Annotated in this window: 13 protein-coding genes; 11 read left to right on the forward strand and 2 right to left on the reverse strand. The window is 57.7% G+C overall.

Annotated elements, in window-relative coordinates:
• Window positions 1-49 precede the first annotated feature (49 nt).
• Window positions 50-3,496 carry a pyruvate carboxylase gene (locus tag ORG26_RS18705; protein WP_266364473.1) on the reverse strand — a complete coding sequence of 1,149 codons (3,447 nt, stop codon included), beginning with the start codon at window positions 3,494-3,496 and terminating at the stop codon, window positions 50-52.
• 492 nt (window positions 3,497-3,988) lie between these two features.
• Between ORG26_RS18705 and ORG26_RS18710 the strand changes: the two genes are divergently transcribed.
• The 3 genes from ORG26_RS18710 (at window position 3,989) to ORG26_RS18720 (ending at window position 6,177) form a co-directional block, all read left to right on the forward strand.
• Window positions 3,989-4,834, forward strand: coding sequence for a hypothetical protein (locus tag ORG26_RS18710; protein ID WP_266364475.1), 846 nt, complete (start codon window positions 3,989-3,991; stop codon window positions 4,832-4,834).
• A 38-nt stretch (window positions 4,835-4,872) separates the two neighbouring features.
• Window positions 4,873-5,244 carry a hypothetical protein gene (locus tag ORG26_RS18715; protein WP_266364477.1) on the forward strand — a complete coding sequence of 124 codons (372 nt, stop codon included), beginning with the start codon at window positions 4,873-4,875 and terminating at the stop codon, window positions 5,242-5,244.
• A 288-nt stretch (window positions 5,245-5,532) separates the two neighbouring features.
• Window positions 5,533-6,177, forward strand: a complete 645-nt coding sequence (locus tag ORG26_RS18720; RefSeq protein WP_266364479.1) for a response regulator — start codon at window positions 5,533-5,535, stop codon at window positions 6,175-6,177.
• A gap of 12 nt (window positions 6,178-6,189) precedes the next feature.
• Here ORG26_RS18720 and ORG26_RS18725 read toward each other — a convergent pair whose 3' ends face one another.
• Window positions 6,190-7,296 (reverse strand): o-succinylbenzoate synthase, encoded by a 1,107-nt coding sequence (locus ORG26_RS18725; RefSeq protein WP_266364481.1) that lies wholly within the window; start codon window positions 7,294-7,296, stop codon window positions 6,190-6,192.
• Between the two features lie 95 nt (window positions 7,297-7,391).
• Here ORG26_RS18725 and lpxK point away from each other — a divergent pair, with 95 nt between their 5' ends.
• The 8 genes from lpxK to ORG26_RS18765 all read left to right on the forward strand — a co-directional run bounded on the left by lpxK (window position 7,392) and on the right by ORG26_RS18765 (window position 22,815).
• Entirely contained in the window at window positions 7,392-8,426 is a 1,035-nt protein-coding gene (gene lpxK, locus ORG26_RS18730; protein ID WP_266364483.1) for a tetraacyldisaccharide 4'-kinase, read from the forward strand.
• A gap of 73 nt (window positions 8,427-8,499) precedes the next feature.
• The gene (locus tag ORG26_RS18735; protein WP_266364485.1) at window positions 8,500-10,503 is read left to right on the forward strand and encodes a putative porin; all 2,004 of its coding nucleotides are present in this window, start codon (window positions 8,500-8,502) and stop codon (window positions 10,501-10,503) included.
• Between the two features lie 300 nt (window positions 10,504-10,803).
• On the forward strand, window positions 10,804-11,724 hold the full coding sequence (locus tag ORG26_RS18740) for a DUF1835 domain-containing protein (protein ID WP_266364487.1): 921 nt from the start codon (window positions 10,804-10,806) through the stop codon (window positions 11,722-11,724).
• 21 nt (window positions 11,725-11,745) lie between these two features.
• Entirely contained in the window at window positions 11,746-12,339 is a 594-nt protein-coding gene (gene miaE, locus ORG26_RS18745) for a MiaE family protein (RefSeq protein ID WP_266364489.1), read from the forward strand.
• 94 nt (window positions 12,340-12,433) lie between these two features.
• A complete protein-coding gene (locus ORG26_RS18750; RefSeq protein WP_266364491.1) occupies window positions 12,434-15,412 on the forward strand; it encodes a PD-(D/E)XK nuclease family protein in 2,979 nt (992 codons plus the stop codon).
• 243 nt (window positions 15,413-15,655) lie between these two features.
• Complete coding sequence (locus ORG26_RS18755) at window positions 15,656-18,172, forward strand: T9SS type A sorting domain-containing protein (protein WP_266364492.1); 2,517 nt, start codon at window positions 15,656-15,658, stop codon at window positions 18,170-18,172.
• Between the two features lie 273 nt (window positions 18,173-18,445).
• Complete coding sequence (locus ORG26_RS18760) at window positions 18,446-19,609, forward strand: efflux RND transporter periplasmic adaptor subunit (protein WP_266364494.1); 1,164 nt, start codon at window positions 18,446-18,448, stop codon at window positions 19,607-19,609.
• Window positions 19,610-19,713: 104 nt separating this feature from the next.
• Complete coding sequence (locus tag ORG26_RS18765) at window positions 19,714-22,815, forward strand: efflux RND transporter permease subunit (protein WP_266364496.1); 3,102 nt, start codon at window positions 19,714-19,716, stop codon at window positions 22,813-22,815.
• Window positions 22,816-22,830: the final 15 nt, after the last annotated feature.

Consider the following 22,830-nt stretch of genomic DNA (forward strand, 5'->3'; position numbering starts at 1 on the left):
ACGGGCACGGTCAAAAGACCGTGCCCGTCGCTTTTATCGGAAAACCGCGTTACGCCAGTTCAACGACCCAGTCGTCCTGCTCCACCACGGTGCCTTCTTTCAGCAGTACCTGCTTGACCGTGCCGGGGCCCTGTGCGGCCACGATGCTTTCCATTTTCATGGCTTCAATCACAAACAGCGGCTGGTTCTTCTTCACCGTGTCGCCAGGCTTGACCAGAATCCGCGTCAGACGGCCCTGCAGGGGAGCGCCCACGTCACCGGCTTTCCCGACCTTCTGGTTCTGCGGCCGGTCGATTTTCAGCGAGCGGTCGCGGATCGGCACCTGGCGGCTCTGGCCGTTGAGTTCGAACGTAACGGTCCGCATGCCCTGGTCGTTCGGTTCCGAAACGAACAGGAGCCGGACGAGGATGTTTTTGCCTTCGTCGATCTCGATCAGGATTTCCTCGTTCTGCTTCAGGCCGTAGAAGAACGCCGGCGTCGGAATGATGCTGACGTCGCCGTACTGCTCGATGGCTTTGTAATATTCCTCGTACACTTTGGGGTACATCTTGTACGAGAGGTAATCGAGGAAGCCTTCGTTCTGCGGGAATTTTTCGGCAAATGCCTGAAAGTCGGCGTCAAAATCCACCGGGGCGAGGTGTTCGTTGGGGCGGCCTTCGTACGGGGTTTCGCCTTTCAGCACAATTTCCTGCAATTCTTTCGGGAAGCCGCCGTAGGGCTGGCCGAGTTCGCCTTTGAAGAAACCTTTGACCGATTCGGGGAACGAAAGCGAGGCCCCGCGCTCCATCACGTCTTTTTCGGACAGGTTGTTGGAAGTCATGAACAGCGCCATGTCGCCCACGACTTTCGACGACGGCGTTACCTTCACGATATCGCCGAACATCCGGTTGACCACGGCGTAGTTCTTTTTCAGCGTCTCGAACTTATCGCCCAACCCGAGCGCGATGGCCTGCGGTTTGAGGTTGGAATATTGCCCCCCCGGAATCTCGTTTTCGTACACTTCCGCGCTGCCCGCTTTCATGCCGGACTCAAACGGGTAGTACCATTCTCGCACGTCTTCCCAGTAATTGGAATAGGCGTTCAGCGACTCCAGGTTGATCTTGCTTTCGCGCTCGTGGCCCTGCAGCATCGCCACCACCGAGTTGAAGTTCGGCTGGGCGGTCAGGCCCGAAAGGGCACCGAGCGAACAGTCGATCACGTCTACACCCGCGCCGACAGCCCTCAGGTAGGTAGACGACTGAATGGCGGCCGTATCGTGCGTGTGCAGGTGAATGGGAATGCTGACGGCCTCCTTAAGCTCGCGCACGAGCACTTCGGCGGCCAGCGGTTTCAACAGCCCGGCCATGTCCTTGATGGCCAGCATGTGCGCGCCCTCGTCTTCGAGCTGGCGGGCCATGTCGAGGTAATATTGTAGCGTATACTTCTGCTGCTTCGGATTCAGCATGTCGCCCGTGTAGCAGATGGCGGCCTGGGCGATGGCGTCCGTGCGTTCGCGTACGGCCCGGATGCTGACCTTCATCGCCTCGACCCAGTTCAGCGAATCGAAGATGCGGAAGACGTCGATGCCCGATTCCCAGGATTTTTCGACAAACTTTTCAATCAGATTGTCCGGATAAGCCGAATAGCCCACGGCGTTGGAGCCGCGGAACAGCATCTGGAGCAACTGGTTGGGCATGGCCTCGCGGAAAAGCTGCAGCCGTTCCCACGGACTCTCGTACAGGAAGCGCATCGCCACGTCGAAAGTTGCGCCGCCCCAGACTTCCATCGAGAACAGTTCCGGATGGGCTTTGGCGAAGCCTTCCGCCACCGTCATCATGTCGCGAGTCCGGACGCGGGTTGCCAGCAAGGACTGGTGGCCGTCGCGGAAAGTCGTATCGGTATACAGAATGCCTTTCTGATCGCGGACGTACTCCATGAACTTCTCGCGGCCCATCTCCTTCAGGAGGTCTTTGCTGCCTTTCGGATAGGGGGCGTAGCGGTCGAAAAGGGGGACTACGGGTGTCCGGAAAACCTTCTCCTGTTTGACTTTAACTTCCGGGTTTCCGTTCACGATCACTTCGCCCAGGTACTTCAGGGCGCGAGTCGAGCGGTCTTTCGGTTTGCGGAGGTTAAAGAGTTCCTGATGATTTTCGATGAACGATACGCGCGCCTCGCCCCGCTGGAAAATCGGGTGGTCGATGACGTTCATCAGGAACGGAATGTTGGTCTTCACGCCCCGGATCCGGAACTCCACCAGAGCCCGTTTCAGGCGCTGGGTGGCCCCTTTCAGCGTCCGGCCGCGGGCCGAGACCTTCACAATCATCGAATCGAAATAAGGCGAAATCTTAACGCCGGGGTAGGAGCTGCCCTCGTCCAGACGGATGCCGAAGCCCGCCGCGTTGCGGTAGGCGATGATGGTGCCGAAATCGGGCTTGAAGCCGTTGGCGGGGTCTTCGGTCGTGATGCGGCACTGGATGGCGTAGCCGTTGAGCGGAATCTCATCCTGGTGGTTGATGTAAATGCCGTTGTCCGACAATTTGTAGCCCATCGCCACCAGCAGCTGCGTCCGCACAAGGTCGATGCCCGTCACTTCTTCGGTGATCGTGTGCTCGACCTGAATCCGCGGGTTAACCTCGATGAAGTAGATATTTTCGTGCTTGTCGACCAGAAACTCGACCGTCCCGGCATTGGAGTAATTCGCCTGCCGACCGATTTTGAGGGCGTATTCGTAGAGTTTATTTTTGGTTTCCTGCCGTAGTCCGAACGAGGGGGCCACCTCGACGACCTTCTGGAACCGCCGCTGCACGGAGCAGTCGCGTTCGTAGAGGTGAACGATGTTGCCGTGTGTATCGCCGAGCAGCTGGACTTCAATGTGTTTGGGGTCCTCGATGAATTTTTCGAGGAAGATCGTATCGTCCCCGAAGGCGTTTTTCGCTTCGTTTTTGGCCTCGTTGAACGATTTTTCGAAGTCGTCCGGGTTCCGGACAACGCGCATACCGCGTCCGCCACCGCCCGCTGCCGCCTTGATCATCACCGGGAATCCGATCCGGTGCGCCTCGGAGGTCGCCGTCGCCACGTCCATGTTCTCCAGCCGACTATCCGGAATGAGCGGCACGTTGGCGTTCATGGCTAGGTTTTTGGCCCGGACCTTATCGCCGAGGGCCTCCATCGCTTCGGGCGTCGGTCCGACAAAAATAATGCCTTCTTCCCGGCAGCGCCGCGCCAGGTTGACATTTTCGGAGAGAAAGCCGTAGCCGGGGTGGATGGCGTCAACCTTCTTGTGTTTTGCCAGCAGAATCAGCCCTTCCACGTCGAGGTACGGCTTCAGCGGCTCGTCTTCCCGGCCGATCTGGTACGCTTCATCCGCCTTGTACCGGTGGAGCGAGTAGCGATCTTCGTAAGTATAAACGGCAACGGTAGTGATGCCTAACTCGGTGGCGGCCCGCATGATACGGATCGCAATTTCGCCCCGGTTGGCAACGAGAAGGCGGTTAATCGGTCGGATGTACTCTTTCATGTTTTCCAACGACAGTGGCTGTTGATTGCAAAGTTGGCAATTTAACCGGCAAGATGATGCAAAATTTTGAAATAAGCACGGTCTGCCAACGATTCTTTGGAAAAGTAAGGCTTTTCTGGGAATATTGCAGTGTCACTCCGACAACTTCACCAGGTGGGCCAATCTTCTCCCGACTTTAGTGTGCCGTCCGAACGTCGCCCAGGCAGTTGGCAGGGCTGACGACCTGCCGTCGGGCGCTTTGTCTTCCCAGAAAAACAGGAGTCCTGCAAAACGGTGCAATTCCGGTTTTGAAACGATGGATTTCCCCCTGTTTCTACGCCTTAACCAGTAGGCTTTCAATTACACTTTTAAGATGATGTTTGGCAGCCCGGTGGGAGAGAGCTTTGTAACCATCATCCGCCACCATCCGCAATCTCACTTGCTGGCAGAGCAGTAGGGGTGCAGCAGGTATCCGGTTGACATTCTTTCTCTACCATTTTACTCTCTATTGCCATGAAAGCAGTACGTTATTGCCTCTGGTTCCTTACCGGCACCTGGCTTACGTTCGGGATGCCGTCGGCGCGGGCTCAGAATGCTCCCCGGCCTGCCGAGAACGCAGTCAAAGCTGACCGCATTTACCTGCGTGATAATTCGGTGATCGAAGCGCTCATTACGGAAGTAACCGAAAAAGAAGTCCGGTACCGCAAAATGAGTAATCCGACGGGCCCAATCTTCAGCCAGCTTAAAGAACGAATTGCGGTAGTCGTGTACGCCAACGGCGAAAGCGAATCGTTTACGGCCTCGACTACTCCCGGCACCCCGGCTCCCCCAGAGGCTGGTTCGGAAGCGGCCCCAGAAACGGAAAGGTCCGGATCCGCCAACCAACTGGTGCTAACCAAGCTCAGCGGTGGCCGTCAGTATACGTTTAAAGCAGGGGACGAAGTACGTCTCAAAAACGATGACGACAGCTACGGCGGCAACTTTTCCAGCTATCGTATTCTGGGCGTCACCCGCGAAACCCTTTTGCTGACAGCGGGCGGTACAGAGTACAACATGCCGTTTCGGAACATTACGGGTATAAAACATAAGCAGTCGAATGCACTCCAGAATATCCTGCGCTTCGGTGGGGCACTGGCCATGATTGTTGCGGGTGCTTCGCAGGGGGCCAAAGCAGATCAGGGGTCTTATACCTACAACGGCTACACGTACTACGAAAACCCGCTTACCTGGGAAGTGCCCGTCTTCGTAACCGGTAGCGGCATGCTGCTGGCCAGCCTCGTAATCAAAAAGCCATACCTAAAATTCAACAAGCCGGGGCGCTTCAAGTGGCAAGTAGTCCCTAAACTGTCCAATCACTGACATTTTCAGCATTCTAACACCTTTTAACATTCACACGTATGAAAACTAACCTTCGTTTACTGAGCCGACTGTTTCTCATGATAATGCTCACCGCCCTGACTTCATGCGAAAAAGATGACGAGGTTACGCCCAAGGAAGACACCGGCGAGATTATGTTCTATACCGTCTTGGGAACTACTGGTGGAGGCGTCATTGTAAAAGTAGACGGCCGTACTATTGGCACCCTTACCAAATACTACACGTCGGGAGGAGCGGACTGCGCCCGGAACGACAATGATGGTGGAGAATTGGTGTACACCGGCACGGCCGGGCGCCATTCGCTGAATGCTACCTCAATGAACGGTGTGTACACCTGGGACGCGACGTTCGAAGTGGAAGCGAACAGCTGCAGTACGTTCAAACTGTACTAAACACCTTTCATGCCGTGACCCCGCTTTAGTTCCAACTACCGGTCAACACCGCGGCCGCTGGGCCGTCAATGGGTGCGGCGTGAGCATCGGGCGTTAAATTTGCAGCCTTTTTGTTCTAACCTTCTGCCTAACAACACCATTTAAATGGCCAGAACGTGTACATCCATACAACATGGCTGGATGAGTAATCCCCTATTTTGAGTAACTTTTGTGGAAAATCAGTCGCTTGCCTGCCGGGTACGGTTTTACGCAAAACCGTACCCGGCTTTTCCTAAACATTCTACGGACATGCCTCGTACGCTGTTGCTTGCCGATGACCACCAACTGTTTCTGGATGGGCTCCGTATTTTGCTGGACTGCCTCGACGGCTGGCAGGTCGTCGGAGAAGCGCATGATGGGCTGGAGGTGCTGGAGTTTGTGGATCGGCAGCCTGTCGATTGCATTTTGATGGACGTTCAGATGCCGAAAATGGGTGGCCTGGACACAACCCGACAGCTGAAAAAAGGCACTACGTCGCCGAAAATTATTGCCGTCAGCATGATGGGCGATTACAGCACCATCCGGCAGATGCTTCAGGCCGGAGCCGATGGCTACCTGGTGAAGAATACCGGAATCGCTGAGTTGCGGTATGCCCTCGAAATGGTTATGCAGGGGAATATTTATCTGAGTCCACAACTGACGGCGATCCTCTACGAAGGCGTGGCCGGGCGCCGAAACACCTCCGCTTCGCTCATAGAACCACTGACCCAGCGTGAAAAAGAAGTGACGGCGCTGATTATCGACGGCCTCACCAACGAGCAAATTGCCGAAAGGCTTTTTTTAAGCCCTCTGACGATCAATACGCATAGGAAGAATATTCTTAACAAACTCGGATGCCGAAACACCGCCACGCTCGTGAAGTACGTGCTGGAGAACAACCTGCTGAAAAAGTAGCGATGCTTTGGATTATACCTGCACACCCGTCCGCGCGGCCACGGTCCCGAGTTTCCAGTCTTTTTGCGAATCGTAGTGTAGGTACCCGTTGGCAATCGTCAGCGGGCTGTCGATGTTGTTGTGATAGAGCTGGCCGGTGCCGAGGCCCTGCGGCAACGGATTCTTGAAGCCGGCCGTGTACTGGGCAATGGCGTTGAGGCCGATGTTGGATTCGAGGGCGGAGGTGATCCACCAGCCGATGCCCAGCCGGTTGGCAATTTCGATCCATTCGTCGCAGTGGCGCATCCCGCCCAGAAGCGTGGGCTTGAGGACAATAAACTGCGGGTGAATCTTTTTCAGCAGCCGGAATTTATCGACGTATTCCATGTGGCCGATCAGGTCTTCGTCCAGCGCCACGGGCACGGGTGAACGGCGGCAGAGGTCCGCCATCAGTTCGTGCTGGCCCGCGCGAATGGGCTGTTCGATGGAATGAATGCCGAAACCGGCCAGCCGGGCTAGTTTTTCGTCGGCTTCTTCGGGATGAAACGCGCCGTTGGCATCGACCCGCAGCGTCACCTGCTCGGGCGAGAAACGGGAGCGGACGTAGGCCAGCAGATCGCATTCCTGCTCGAAATCAATGGCGCCGATTTTCAGCTTGATGGTCGTGTAGCCGCCGCCCAGTTTTTCTTCCAGTTGCCGCAGCATGGCCTCCCGGCTGCCCATCCAGACCAGCCCGTTGATGGGAATGGTTTTGCTGCCTTTGGAAAAATCATTCTCCACAATCACCCGCCGCCCGCCGTGGATGTAATCGAACATGGCCGTTTCGAAACCGAACTGAATGGCCGGAAATTCGTTGGAAATCAGCTGCGAAAGGATGATGGGGATGTTCCAGGTAAAAAGCTGGAGGTCAAGGCTGTTGAACAACTCACACACCTCGCTGAGCTGCTCTTCAAAGTCCGGACGGTCGTCGATGCTCAGGCCTTTGAGCGGGCCGCATTCGCCGAGACCGTACACCAGCGGACTTTCGTGGTTGCGGATCCGGACGAAATACGTCTCCTTCTCCGTCAGTACGCCCCGCGACGTTCCGGCCTCAAATTTGAAGTTCAGCGTGTGTTTGATGAAATCAGCCTTCAGGCTCATGGGTAGTTGCAGTCACGGGGTTAACGACAAACTAAAATTAGTAATTTTGGAACATCTATGAACAGAACGTTACCAAATTATTACCTAAAATTTTTGTGCTGACCCGGCTGCTGCGTCCGCTTAGCTGGCTCTACGGCGGAATTACGGATTTTCGTAATTACTTGTACGACAAACAGATCAGTCGGGTTTACCGGCCACCCATCCCGACTGTCAGCGTAGGTAATCTGACCGTGGGCGGAACCGGAAAGACGCCGATGGTGGACTACATCCTGCACCAAATTCAATCCTATGGTCCCGCCGCCACGCTGAGCCGGGGGTACGGTCGCCGGACCACAGGCTTCCGGCTGGCCACTCCCGCCGATACAGCCGATACCGTAGGCGACGAACCGCTGCTGCTTTACCGCAAACATGGCCCGGCGGTCACGGTGGCCGTGGGCGAAAAACGCGCCGAAGCCATTCCCCGACTGCTGGACGCCCGACCGGATCTGCGGGCGATTGTGCTGGACGATGCCTACCAGCACCGCCCCGTACAGGCCGACCTCACGCTTCTGCTGACCGATTATAACCGATTGTTTTTCAGGGATTACCCGTTTCCGGGCGGGCGGCTGCGGGAGCGGCGACACGGAGCCCGCCGGGCCGATGCCGTGGTGGTGACCAAATGCCCGGATTTGCTCCGGGAAGCCGAGCAGCAACAAATCCGGCTGGAACTGGCGCCCTACCTTCGTCCGGAAGTGCCCGTTTTTTTCGCCGGAATCCAGTACGGGCAGCCGGTGGTTTTCGGAGGAACGCCCCGGCAAACGCCGGCCGATACGCCATTTACTTTGCTGACCGGAATTGCGTTCCCCAGGCCGCTGGTCGATTATCTAAAGAAAGACTATGCCGATACTTTCCGCGAGCATCTGGACTTTCCGGACCATTACCGGTTCGCGCCGAAAGACCTTAAAAAACTGGATACGGCGGAGGGGCTGTATCTGACGACGGAGAAGGATTTTGTGAAGCTGGCCCCGCTGCTGGAGGAGAGCGGGGCCGACCTGTCGCGGTTTTTTTACCTGCCCATCGAAGTGCAGTTTCTGAACCGCGAAGCAGAATTTTTACAACTCCTGCGGCGACCATTCGTTAAGAATTCTTAAAAGCCCGCGGACAAGGCCGTCCGCTTTGCCGCCAGACAAGCGGGCACCGGGCTTTTTCCTTATTTTTGCGCTGATGTTTCGAATCCTACGCATTCTACTGATTCTGATAAGTTGCAGCCAGGCCGTACAGGCCCAATTTCCTACGCGATTGCCGGGCGGTCTGGGCGGCGGTTCGGGCGGCTTTGGAGGGCGCTCGGGTGGCCCCGGTGCCGGTCGCGGGTCCGGGGGGGCGGTCATCGACGATTCCACCAAGATGATCTACGGGCCGCGCACGACCCGGTTTTTTCTGGAAAGCGACCTGCTCTACGACCGCCAGAAACTGTACACCGTCGATACCACGATCGAAGGCACGCACCGCTACAGTTTTGTGCAGGCGAGCGAAAACCTGCTGGTCGATCTGGGCAACCTCGGAACGCCGCTCCGCCCGGTTTTCTACGAAACGCCGGTGGTCGGGACGCGTCCGGGACTGAACGCCTTTGGTCCGTATGCCTACCAGACGCAGCAAATCCGGTATTTCGACACCAAATCGCCCTTCACAAACATGTATTATGTGGCGGGCGGACGCGACCAGAACATCCTGCGGTTCGAGTTCACCCAGAACCTCAATCCGCGTCTGAATCTGGGTTTTAACATCCAGCGGTTTACGTCCGATGTGCAGTTTGGGCAGAACGCGGCGTCTAACCGCAACCAGCGGCTGGCCGAAAACTGGGCTTTTGTTTTCCACGGAAATTATCGCTCAAAAGACAAGAAATACACGCTGCTGGCGCATTACAGCAACCTCAACCACCGGCTTGTCGAACAGGGCGGTCTGGCGGAGGCCCGGTTTGATTCGCTGCGGGACATCTACGACGGGCCTTCCATTCTGCCCGCGGGCGTCAACTCGTCCGAAAAGCGCAACGACCTGCACCTCTACCAGCAGTATGTGGTCGCGCCGGGATTCCAGGCCTACCACACGATTGATGTGCAGGGCCAGCATTACCAGTACCGCGACGAGGCCGAGACGTTCAGGACCACCCTTACGGATACAGTGTTCAATTTTTACCGCCTTCCGGGCGATTTGCTTGTCGGCCAGACGCCGTTCGACAGTTCGGCCATCCGGCAGGATACCCGGTTTCTGCTCGTCGAAAACCAGTTTGGCATCAAAGGAACGGCGACGCGGGGACGTCTGAAGGGGTTCAACTACCGGGCGTGGATACGGCCCCGGGTGATGCGGCTGAACGGACAGTTTAACCTGAACCGGCTGCAGGACAGCACGTACCGGCAAAACCGTTTTGAAAACTTCATCGGCGGCTGGCTCGGTTATTATTTCCCCGACAGCCTGAGCCGGGTGACGGTCGAGGCCGAATACTCCGTCGCCCGGGATTTCCGGTTGAAGGGCCAACTGGAAACGAAACTGATTACGGCCGGTTATGAAAGCGTTTTTGCTTCTCCGACCCTGCTTCAGGAGCGTTTTGTCAGCAACGTCATGCGCTGGAACAACCCGAATCTGGGCCTGCGCGGCACCCAGCACGCCTACGGGCAGATCAATCTGCGGGTGAATAAACTGGTTTTACAGCCGGGTCTGGATTATTACCTGCTGACGAACTACATTTATTTCGACACGCTGGCGCGGCCACGGCAGCTCAGCGGGGCATTCAGCATCCTGCGAACCGGGTTGGGACTGCGGTTCACGGCCGGGAAGTTTGCTATAGTGGGGCAGGGGTATTACACGGTGGTTTCGCGGGACGATGTGATCCGGATTCCCCGCCTTTTTGCCAATCTGCGTCTTCAGCAGGATTTTCTGTACGCCAAGCGGCTGTTCCTGCAGGCGGGCGTGGATGTGCATTACAAGTCGTCGTATTTTGCCGACTGGTACATGCCGCTGACGCAGCAGTATTTTCTGCAAAACCGCTTTGAACTGCCTCCGTACCTGGTGGGCGATGTGTTTGTGAACGCCCGCATCAATCGGGTTCGGCTGTTTGTAAAATTCTCGCACGTGGCCCAGGGCTTCGTCAACGTCGGCGATTTTACGGCCCCGTATTTCCACACCATGCGGCGGGCGTTTGGGTTTGGCGTGCACTGGCTGCTGTTTGATTAAAAGGAAGATTTAAAAATACGTTGCCGACAAAACCGGTTTCGTTCCAATCAACGCACGCATAGCCCACGGTTTCAACCGTGGGACCCCGTGGCGTGGAACGCGGAACCCGAAATGGCCCCGCCCGAAACCGTTTAAACGGTTTGTTTCCGCCGCGAGACGGATAAAATAACCTGGGTTACCTACCCCACCCACCCACGGCTGAAGCCGTGGACTATTCCGTGGGCTATTCCGTTGGTTATATCGTGGGTTATCGGTGAATTATTCCGTGGGACGAACCGGAGAAACAAAAACGGACAAATTATGACTCTCCACATTCTCAACGGTGACGCTTCGCTGCGGCCGTTTCAGGAAGCCGGTTTTGCCGGTGACGACGTGCTGGTCTGGCGCGAAATGCTGTCTGAAGGACCCGTACGGGCCGATGCGGGCATGACCGAATTCTGGGATATCCGCCGCCACTACATCGGCGGGCCGGAAGCCGCCTCGTACGACCAGCAGGTGGTCCGCGAATTCGACCGGCTGCAGCACCTGACCCGCTACGACGAAGTGGTGCTGTGGTTCGAACACGACCTGTTCTGCCAGATCAACCTCATTTTCCTGCTCATGCGGCTGGAACGGATTGATCGGGGAGGCATAAAACTGTCCATCATCCACGTTGACGAGTTCCGTCCCGATCCGGCCTTCAAAGGCATCGGCCAGCTGAACGGCGGGCAGTTTCGAACCCTGTACGCCCAGCGCCGGACGCTGACGGACGCCGATCTGGCCCTGGCTTCCCGCGCCTGGTTTGCCTACGCCGGACCGGACCCGCTGGCGATTCCGAAGTTTCTGGCGGCCGAAGCGACGTTTGGCAACCTGCCGTATCTGCCCGAAGCGCTGCGGGCGCACCTCCAGCGGTTTCCGTTTGTCGGCAACGGGCTGAACCTGATCGAAACGCAGTTGCTGACCATCGTGCTGGAAGGGCCGATGCCGGAATCCGAACTGGTGCGGCGTTTTCTGCACCAGGACCATCTGTTCGGAATGGGCGACGTGGGAGTTATGCAGTACATCCGCGGCATGAGTCCGCACCTGCTGCGCCGCACGGACCATCAGGTCGAACTGACGCCCGAAGGAGCCGACATTGCCACGGGCCGCAAGCCGCATGCACCGGCGGAACGCTGGCTGGGCGGCTACCACCAGGCCGGAACTTCTCCTTACCGCTGGAACGGTGAAAAATTGATTGTATAGCCCTGAAAAACAGCGCCGAACATGTCTATAACTACGCTCGGACTTGAACTTCCTTCCGACCCGCGCTGGGTCAATATTGCCGAAATGAACCTCGGCGACATTCTGATCGACCACGCCTTCTGTGAGCAGAAAGCGGCTTCGTCCTGCATTTCGCTGATCGTGCAGTATCCCGAACACGAAAAGCTGGTGGAGGTGCTGACACCCGTGGTGGCCGAGGAGTGGGGGCATTTTCAGCGGGTGCTGAAAGAACTGCGCAAACGGGGTATTCCGCTGGGGCGACAGCGCAAAGACGAGTACGTGAACCAGCTTCAGCAGGTCCTGCGGAAGTCGCCCGACCGCAACGAGCAGCTGATGGAAAAACTCCTGCTCAACGCCCTCATCGAAGCTCGCAGCGCCGAGCGGTTCAAGCTGCTTTCGGAGAACATTGCCGACGAAAGTCTGCGTAAATTTTACCGGGAGCTGATGATTTCGGAAGCCGGACATTATCGCAATTTCATCGAACTCGCCGAAGAATACCTGCCCAAAGAACAGGTCTGGGCCCGCTGGAAAGAACTGCTCGAAGCCGAAGCCGACATCATGCGGAACCTGGAAGTGCGGGCCGACCGGTTTCATTGAAGGCCGTGCTGGCTTGCTTTCCGGAAAATAAAGTCAGGAACGAGTAAATCTTTGCGTATTTTGCAATAACCTTAGCGTTCCCGCATTTGCTTTGATGCAGTCATTTCTTCAACGATCCGCCCAATATATTTTTGAAAAACACGGCACCCGGATGGACAACGTCTGGGTCATCCTGCCGACCCGCCGCGCCGTGACAACCTTCCAGCAGGAACTGGCCCGGCAGTCCGACCAGCCGTTTCTGTCGCCGCACGCCCTGGCCGTCGACGATTTCATCATGCAGGCCGCCGGGGTGCAGCTCATCGATCCGGTCAGCCTGCTCTTTGAACTTTACGAAGTTTTCCGCGAACTGGACGAAGCGCTCGAATTCGGGCGGTTTATGAACTGGGCGACCATCCTGCTCAACGACCTCGACCGCATCGACCAGTACCGCATCAATCCGTCCGAGCTGTTCAGCTACCTCTCGGCGGCCAAAGCCATCGAACGCTGGCGGCTCGACCTCCCGGCGGGCAAAATGCCAAATGTCGAAACGGCCGGAACCAAAAAATACTTCAAGCTTTTCGACAACCTCCAGGCGGCCTACTTCACGCTTCGGGAACGGCTGGAGGCCAAGGGCATGGCGTACCGGGGCATGGCCTACCGCATGCTGGCCGACAACATCGAGGGCTTCGTGCGCGATAATCCGGCCTACGAAAAGCTGTATTTCGTGGGATTCAACGCACTCAGCCGGTCGGAGGAGGACGTGGTCAGAACGCTCGTCAAGGCGCAGAAGGCCGAAATGCTCTGGGATTCGGATGCATACTACATGAAATCCCGCCGCCAGGAAGCCGGGCGACTCCTGCGCCGCTACAAGGAAGAAGCCTGGAGCGGTCCGTGGAACTGGGAGGAGGAAGCCCTGACGGCGCCCAAACACATGAGCATCATCGGCGTGCCCAACGCCAGCATGCAGGCCAAAGTAGCCGGGCACCTGTACGAAGAATGGAACCGGGAGAAAGCGCCCGACGATACTACCCAGACGGCGCTGGTCCTCGGCGACGAAACGCTGCTGCTCCCGGTGCTGTACTCCCTGGGTGAGTCGGTCAGCGAACTAAACGTCACGATGGGCCTGTCGCTGCGGAACTCGATGCTGTTTACGCTCATCGACGCCCTGTTTGAAATGCAGCGGACCATCGCCGAGTTTCGCACGAAGGAAGGTGAAGTGGTGCGGGTGCCCAAATTCAACCACCGGCACGTCACGAAGGTTCTCAGCCACCCGTTCATCCGGCAGTACGAACAGGCGTTTCTGCCCGAAAAGGACCCCGAAACGCCCACGCTGCTTCGGCGGGTGATGCACAAGATCAGGACCGAAAACCGGGTTTACCTGAGCGAAACGGACCTGATCGAAATGGGCGAAAACACTGAGCTTTTTGGGGTGCTGTTCCGGCGCTGGCGACCCGAAAAGCCGCTCGACATCGTCCATCAGTTTTACAAACTCATCGACCTGCTGAGTCAGGTGTACGCCAACCAGCCGGACGCCATCGAAACAGAATACCTGTTTCTGTTCCAGAATCTGCTGCACCAGCTCGAAACGACGCTCGAACGCGACGACCGCCGCGAACTCATCGACATCCGGAGTTTCAAGCAGTTTCTGTACGAGCTGATCCGGCAAACCAGCATCCCGTTCGAAAGCGAAGGAGCCAGCGCCCTCCAAGTGATGGGGATGCTCGAAACGCGGGCGCTGGACTTCGACCGGCTCATCATTCTGTCGGTCAACGAAGGCGTGCTGCCACAGTCGCGGCACCTCAATTCGCTCATTCCGTTCGATGCCTGCGTGGAAGTGGGACTGCCGACTTATCAGGATCAGGAGTCGGTGATGGCCTACCACTTTTACCGGTTGCTGCAGCGGGCCAGGGAAGTGGTGCTGCTGTACGTGACCTCTCCCGACGCCTACGGAACCAGCAAGGGCGAGCCCAGCCGCTTTATCCGGCAAATTGAACATGAACTGAAGCAAAAGGCGAGTAACAGCCTGACAATCAGCTATCCCATCGTTCGGTTTGGGAGTCCGGAGCCCGCACCATTGCCCGTTCCCGAACCCCTCCCGACGGTCGAAGCCGACAACCTGGTGATTCCCAAAAGCGACAGTGTGCTGGCCGAATTGCGCAGCATGCTCGAAGCGCGGGTTGAGGAGAAAAACGGCAAAATCCGGGTGCGCGGCGGGCTTTATCCGACCCATCTGAACTACTTCGTGAGCTGTTCCCTGCGGTATTATTTCAGCCGCGTCATCCAGGTCAAGGAAGATGACGAGGTGGAAGAACAGCTCGGCGCCGATGAGTTCGGGACCTGGGTGCATGCCGTGCTCGAACACCTGGATGTGGACTACCGGATGAAAGGCGAGCCGGTCGATGAAGCGGTGATCCGGAAGGTGCTGGAAGAACAGTACACCGTCCTGTTTGGCAAACGGGAACGCGACGCCGGTATGAATTTTCTGCTGTACAATATCGCCGAAAAACTGCTGCTCGATTTTCACCGGAAACAGGAAACCGACTACAACGGCAGTCTGGAGGTGCTTCAGACCGAACAGGAATGGGACACGATTCTGGACGTCCCGACGGCCCAGGGCGTGATTCGGGTGCGCATCGCCGGGAAAATCGACCGGGTGGAGAAGCTGACCAAGAACGGCAGGGCCATCATCCGCGTGGCCGACTACAAGACCGGGAAGGTGGACAAAAAACAGGTCAAAACCGGTGGGACGGACGACCTCCTGAACAACAGCGAATTCGATAAAACGCGGCAGTTGTGGCTCTACGAATACCTCGTTTACAAAAAACTGGTGCAGGAGGGAGTGCTGACGTTCAACGGCTGGACCGCCGGACCCGATACGGCCGTTGAAGCCGGGTTTTATTCGTTCCGCAACCTGCCCGAGGGATTCATCCGCAATACCGTGAGCCTGGGCACAGCGGCCGATTACGTGGCGCAGACCGAGGCGCTGCTGCGGCAGAAAATCGCGGAACTGTTTGATCCGGAAAAGCCTTTTACGCGCACCGAGGACAAGAAAGTCTGCGAATTCTGCGATTACAAGCGGATTTGCGGAAGGTAAGGCGGTAATCTGCGCGAAAAAGCTGCGTCGCAGCGGCGGAAACGCCCAACTTTCCGTGCCAAAGCAGAATTGATTTCATATTATAACTTTTTAATATAGAGTCGCTTGTCTACGGACGGCGACTTTTTTGCTTTATGCCCGTCCCGCGGTTCCCATCAACACATTAAAGCGAATTAATGGGACGGTAGACGTCTTTGGCTTCATATTTGCTTTTTGTCTGGTAATTGCTCACCGTAACCCGTTATGAAAAACAAATACTCCTACCTGTTAGGGGCATTGTTATGCTTACCAACCTGGCTGATGGCTCAGGTGGTGGTGCAAAGCCCTGTCCAACGCGCCGTCTATCAACGTAACAACGCCAACCAGGCGGTTCTTCCCATCAAAGGGTCATGTCCGGCAAATGCAACCCGGATCGAAGCCCGTCTAATCCCGCGCGTCAGCGGCATCGGTACGGCCGTCAACTGGACGGTAATCGATATGAGTCCCGTCAATGGCACCTTCAAAGGCCAGCTCACCATGACCGGCGGCTGGTACGACCTCGAAGTGCGGGCCGTGGCCGGTTCGGGCATCCTGACTTCTTCGCTCGTGGAGCGGGTCGGGGCCGGTGAAGTGTTCGTTATCTGTGGCCATTCCGTCGCGCAGGGCGATCCCAACACCATTGCCGGAGCCGAAGACGACCGCGTCAGCGCCATTCCGCTGAACGACCCGGCCCGCAAAGACCAGTACGACCGCACGGCAAAACCCGAATTTCTGCCGACGCCCGGCTTCGCGCATTACGGCACCGGCGTCGCGGCGGCTCCTTTTGGATACAATGCTTATTTCTGGGGCCAGTTCGGCGACAATCTGGCCCGCCGTCTGAACGTGCCCGTTCTTATTTTTAACGCCGCTTTCGGCGGAACGAGCCTCGAACACTGGGCGCTTTCGTCGCAGGGCCAGCCGTTTGAGCACGGTTTCGTGAACGCATCCATCGGCATGCCGTACGTTAACCTGAAAAACGCGCTGCTGACGTATATCAAACAGACAGGCGTCCGGGCCATTCTCTCCGACCAGGGACAAAACGATACGCCGCAGAAGGCCGAAGACATTCTGCTGAACAACTATAAAACGTGGGTAAATCAGGCGCGGACCGACCTTGGTTTTGGCCAGCTGGCCTGCGTGGTCAACCGGGCTACGCCGTACCTGTCGACCAACCCGCAGTTTCACATTCGCCGGGTGCAGGAGCGGATGATTGCAACGCCGCATTGCTTTGCCGGGCCGGACTACGATGCGGGTCTGGACCGCACGGACCGCTACGACAACATCCACCTGGCCCTGAGCGGCCAGATGAAGGCGGCCCGGCTGTGGGCCGATGCCCTGACGGACGCTTTCTTCGCCCGTTCGGTGCCGTACCTGCCGCTGCCCGTTCCGTTCAATTCCTCGACCAGCCCGGCAACGACTCCGACGCCGGAAACCAACCCGAATCCGAATCCGCAGCCGCAAACGCCGCTGGTGGTGACCGCCCCGACCTACGACTGCGAGACCGGCGGACTGACCATCAACACCACTGGAGGGGGCACCGAGCTGAAGGAATACATGATCGAAGGGCTGGGTACCTGGAAGACGTCGCCGAATTTCATTCTGCCCGCTTCCGTTCGCCTGGGCGTCACGCTGACGCTGCGGGTACGGCAGGCCGGGGTACTCTCGACTTTTAACTTTACAACCCGCTGCGGCACTACCACTACGGCTCCGGTACCTCCGCTTCTGGAGCCCTCGCCGGTGACGAACACGACGAATCCCGCCCAGCAAACCACCCGTCTGGAAGGGGAGCTCGAAGGCGCCGACTGCGGCCGGGTGTGGGGATGGGCGGCCAACCGCAACGACCTGACCAGCCCGGTCTGGGTCTGGATTTTTATTGACGGCCAGCTGGCCGGAACGCTGGAAGCCAGCGCCCTGCGCACCGACATCGGCACCCGCATCGGCGGAAACGGCCGGTACGGCTTTTCCTTCGTTATTCCGCAGAGCTTTCAGACGCCCGGCAATCACGCGGTGGAAGCCCGTTTTTCCGGCGGCATGACCCCGCTCACCAAACCGACGGCAACTTACCTCTGCGACATGACGCCCACGCCCTCGCCGAACGCCGACCCCATGCCCAGCCCGGAACCGGCGCCGCAGGTGAGCGTGTACGGCTGGCCGGAAGGAAAGGTCGAAAGCGTGGACTGCCAGCGAATCCGGGGCTGGGCCGCGGACCTGAACCAGAGCTATACCGCCGTTTCGGTGGACATTTATCTTGACGGCAAACTGGCCGGAACCACCGTCGCCAACCTGAACCGCCCCGATCTGGCCACGCGCCTGATGGACAACGGTCTGCACGGATTTGACTGGGAAATTCCGCAGGCGCTGCGTAAAGAGGGCGCGCGTTCGGTGGTGGTCCGCTTCGCCAATTCGCAGCAACTCGTTGATTCCGTGATGGTCAACTTCGCCTGCGGACTCACCGGGCGACTGGCTTCGGAGCCGGTACAGGCGAGCTGGTCGCTGTATCCCAACCCGGTGGAAGACCACGTGACGCTGACCATTCCGACCCTGTTCGATCCGCAGTCGGTGCAGCTTTCGCTGGCCTCTTTGCAGGGCAACCGCTTCGTCATTGCGCGCGGCGACGTTCAGATTTCCGGGCAGACCATCCGCATTCCCGTTCAGTCGCTGAACCTCCAGGCGGGCGTCTACTTACTGAGTATTTCCAACGATGCGCACGTGCTGAAGACGCTGAAAGTTTTGAAAAAATAAGAAGCCCTGACGGGTCGAAAGTCAGAGAAGTGCCAGGCGGCAAAGCGGAGGACGGAAAGTCCCGCTTTGCCGCTTTGTCGTTTCGGAAGGTTGGGCCTTTGTCGATATTCATCGACCAAATCCCGGTATCCGTCGATTCGGGGAGCGGAAAGCGAACATTATGGCTATCTTGATGGTTGAAAAATTGGATAATTGGCAGTAGGAGTACAACCTTTGCCTATTCCAATCCGGGCGCACGAAGCGTCCGTTAATCTTTACTTAGTAGGATATCCCGTGAAAAGGTGGATTGCTATTGGTTTACTGGTTGTCGTCGTGGGCGGCATTATTGTGTATAACAAAATCCTGAAACCCGCACCCGGCGCCGGTGGTCCCGGCGGCCAGGCAGGAGGGGGTGGCAAAGGTGCGGCCGGTCGCGGCGGCCTGGGCGGACCCGGGGCCGGACAGACGGCGGCCGTCAGCGGCTTTATCGTGGCACCGACCAGCATTCAGGAACAGGTGGTGGCCAGCGGCTCCCTGCTGGCTTCCGAACAGGTTGATATTTATCCGGAAGTGGCCGGACGGATTGTTACGTTGAATATTCAGGAAGGGCGGTCTGTCCAGAAAGGGGCCCTGCTGATCAAGCTGTACGATGCGGACCTGCGCGCCCAGCTCCAGAAGCTTTATGTTCAGGAGGAAAACGCCCGCCGGACCGAAGAACGGAACCGCCAGCTGCTTCAGCGCGGCGGCATCAGCCAGCAGGAATATGACATCGTGACGACGAACCTCAAAAGTGCCCTGGCGGACATTGAACTCGTCAAGGCGCAGATTCGCCGGACCGAAATCCGGGCTCCGTTTACCGGCGTGATCGGTCTGCGGAACGTCAGCCCCGGCGCTTATGTTTCCCCGAGTACGCTCATCGCCCGACTTCAGCAGGTCAGCTCGCTCAAACTGGACTTTTCGATTCCCGAGAAATACGGCGCTTCGGTCAAAGTAGGCAGCGTGGTGGACTTTACGGTGGACGGTGTACGGCAGAATTTCAAAGGAAACGTCTACGCCATCGACCCCGGCGTTGAGGAGGAGACCCGGAATCTGCGCATCCGGGCCCGGGCCACCAACCCCGGAGCAACCCTGCGGCCCGGCATGTTTGCGAAAGTCAATCTGATTATCAATACCGATCGGGCCCTGGTGGTGCCGACGCAGGCGGTCATTCCGCAGACGCGCGGCAAACAGGTGGCCATCATCAACAAAGGGAAAGCGGTTTTCCGCGACGTAACGACGGGAATCCGCTCGGCCAGCACGGTTGAAATCACATCCGGGCTGGAGCAGGGCGATACCGTTATCACAACTGGTCTGAACTTTCTGCGCCCGGATTCGCCCGTGAAGATTGCCAAAGTGGAAGGATTACCCGGCAAAAAACCAGCCGCTGGCGCGTCGGGAGCGAATGTAAGCATGAGATAAATTCAGTTATGAGTTATGAGTTATGAGTTATGAATTGTTGCGCCGGGTGGTTGTTTCTGTTCATAACTCATAATTCATAACTCATAACTCATAACTGCAACAGTATGAGTCTGCCATCCCTTAGTTTGAAGCGCCCCGTCATGGCCATGGTAATGTCCATTGTCATTGTGCTGTTCGGGGCCATTGGGTACACTTTTCTGGGGGTTCGGGAATACCCGGCCATCGACCCGCCGATCATCTCGGTTCGGACCAACTATACCGGTGCGAACCCGGATATTATTGAATCGCAGATTACGGAACCCATCGAGAAGTCGCTCAACAGCATCGAGGGCATCCGGACCATCTCGTCGAACAGCGCCCTCGGGGCCAGTACGATCACGGTGGAATTCGATCTGGGTGCCGACCTCGAACGGGCGGCCAACGACGTTCGGGACAAGGTGGCACAGGCGCAGCGGCATTTGCCCCTCGACATCGACGCCCCGCCGGTCGTTTCCAAAGCCGACGCCAACTCCGATCCGATTATCTTTCTTCCGGTGCAAAGTACGACGCGCGACCCCATGCAGCTGTCGGACTATGCCGAAAACGTCCTGCAGGAGCGTTTGCAGACCATTCCCGGCGTCAGCCAGGTGACCATCTACGGACTCAAGCGCTACGCCATGCGCCTGTGGATCGACCCGCTGAAGCTGTCGGCCTACACGCTCACGACGCAGGATGTGCAGGATGCCCTCAACCGGCAGAACGTCGAACTGCCGGGCGGGAAAATTTACGGAAACAACACCGAACTGACCGTAAAGGCCGTGGGCCGTCTGCGCACGGAGGAGGATTTCAACAACCTCATCATCCGGCAGACCAACGACCAGATCATCCGCTTCAAGGATGTCGGGTACGCCACACTGGGACCGGAAAACGAAGAAACGGCCTCCCGGCAGAACAATGCCGCGGGGGTGATTCTGGTGCTGATTCCGCAGCCGGGAGCCAACTACGTCGATATTGCCGACGAATTTTATAAGCGTCTGGCAGACATCAAGCGCGAACTGCCCGCCGACATTGTCATGGACGTGGGCACCGACCGAAGCGAAACCGTCCGGCGGGCCATCGAGGAGGTGGGCGAAACGCTGCTGATTTCGTTTGTGCTCGTCGTGCTGGTGATCTACCTGTTTTTCCGCGACTGGCTGATTGCCTTCCGACCGCTGATCGACATTCCGGTGTCGCTGATCGGGGCGTTCTTCATCATGTACGTGGCCGACTTCAGTATCAACGTGCTGACGCTGCTGGGTATCGTGCTGGCAACCGGTCTGGTGGTGGACGACGGGATTGTGGTGACTGAAAACATCTTCAAGAAGATTGAAGAAGGCATGGACCCGAAAAAGGCGGCCAAGGAAGGTTCCAACGAGATTTTCTTCGCCGTTATCGCCACGTCCATTACCCTGGCGGTCGTGTTTCTGCCGATTATCTTCCTCGAAGGTTTCGTCGGACGCCTGTTCCGGGAGTTTGGTATTGTCGTGGCGGGCGCCGTGCTGATTTCGGCGTTCGTATCCCTGACGCTGACGCCCGTTCTGAGCGTGAAACTGACGACCAAAGGACACGGCAAGGACTCGTGGTTTTATAAAAAGACCGAGCCGTTCTTCCGGCGACTGGACGAATCGTACCGCTCGTCGCTGACCGGATTTATGAAAAAGCGGCGCTGGGCCTTTGCCATGATTGCGGCCTGTCTGGCCCTGATTCTGGGACTTGGCTCTACGCTGAAATCGGAGCTGGCCCCGCTGGAAGACCGCGGACGGATTCGGATTCCGATCACGGCACCGGAAGGAACCAGCTACGAGGCCATGACCAACCTGACCGAGCGCGTGACCCAGTTTGTGCTGGACTCGATTCCGGAAACCAAGCTGACCTTCAGCGTCGTGGCACCGGGCTTCTCGGGCGCGGGCGCGGTGAACTCGGGCTTTGTGTTCCTGAACCTGACCGAGCCCAATGAGCGGCAGCGCAGCCAGCAGGACATTGTCGATTACCTGAACAAAAATCTGAAACGCTTCCCCGACGCCCGGATGCTGCCCGTTCAGGAGCAGACGATTCAGGTGGGCCGGGGCGGTGGCCAGCCGGTGCAGTTCGTGATTCAGAACCTGAATTTCGAGAAACTGCGCGAACACCTGCCGAAGTTTCTGGAAGAAGCCCAGAAAGACCCCACTTTTCAGGGCGTGGACGTGGATCTCAAATTCAACAAACCGGAGCTGAACATCTCCATCGACCGGGAAAGGGCGACCAACCTTGGCGTGTCGGTGCAGGACGTGGCCCAGACGCTCCAGCTGGCACTCAGCAACCGTCGTCTGGCGTACTTCCTCATGAACGGGAAGCAGTACCAGGTCATTGGTCAGGTGGACCGCGAAAACCGCGACGAACCGGTGGATTTGCAGGCGTTCTACGTCCGCAACAACCGGGGCGAACTGGTGCAGCTGGACAACCTCGTGCAGTTCCAGGAAGTGTCGAGCCCGCCGCAGGTGTACCACTACAATCGCTTCAAGTCGGCAACGGTGTCGGCCGGTCTGGCACCGGGTAAGACCATCGGCGACGGGGTGGAGGCCATGCGCGCCATCGCCCAGCGGACCCTCGACCCGACTTTCCAGACGGCTCTGTCCGGGGCGTCCCGCGACTTTGCCGAAAGCTCGTCGAACACGCTTTTCGCATTCGTGCTGGCGCTGGTGCTGATTTACCTTATTCTGGCGGCCCAGTTTGAAAGCTTTACGGACCCGTTCATCATCATGATTACCGTGCCGCTGGCTATCGCCGGGGCGGTGCTTTCGCTCTGGATGTTCAACCAGACGCTGAACATTTTCTCCCAGATCGGCATCATCATGCTGATTGGTCTGGTGACGAAAAACGGAATCCTGATCGTGGAATTCGCGAACGAAAAGCGGAAAGAGGGCCTGGGCAAGGTAGAAGCCGCCATCGAAGCGTCGGCCATGCGTCTGCGCCCGATTCTGATGACCAGCCTCGTGACAGCCTTCGGGGCCCTGCCGATTGCGCTGGCGCTGGGGGCCGCCTCGAAAAGCCGGATGCCGCTCGGGATCGTGATCGTCGGCGGCATCATGTTCTCGCTGATCCTGACGCTGTACGTCATCCCGGCCATGTACTCCTTTATGTCCCGCTTCAAAGCGGTCGATACGTCGATGTACGAAGACGAACCGAAACCGCAAGAAGTTATGAATTAAGAGTTAAGAATTAAA

The organism is Tellurirhabdus rosea (assembly GCF_026278345.1).
GTDB classification, from domain to species: domain Bacteria; phylum Bacteroidota; class Bacteroidia; order Cytophagales; family Spirosomataceae; genus Tellurirhabdus; species Tellurirhabdus rosea.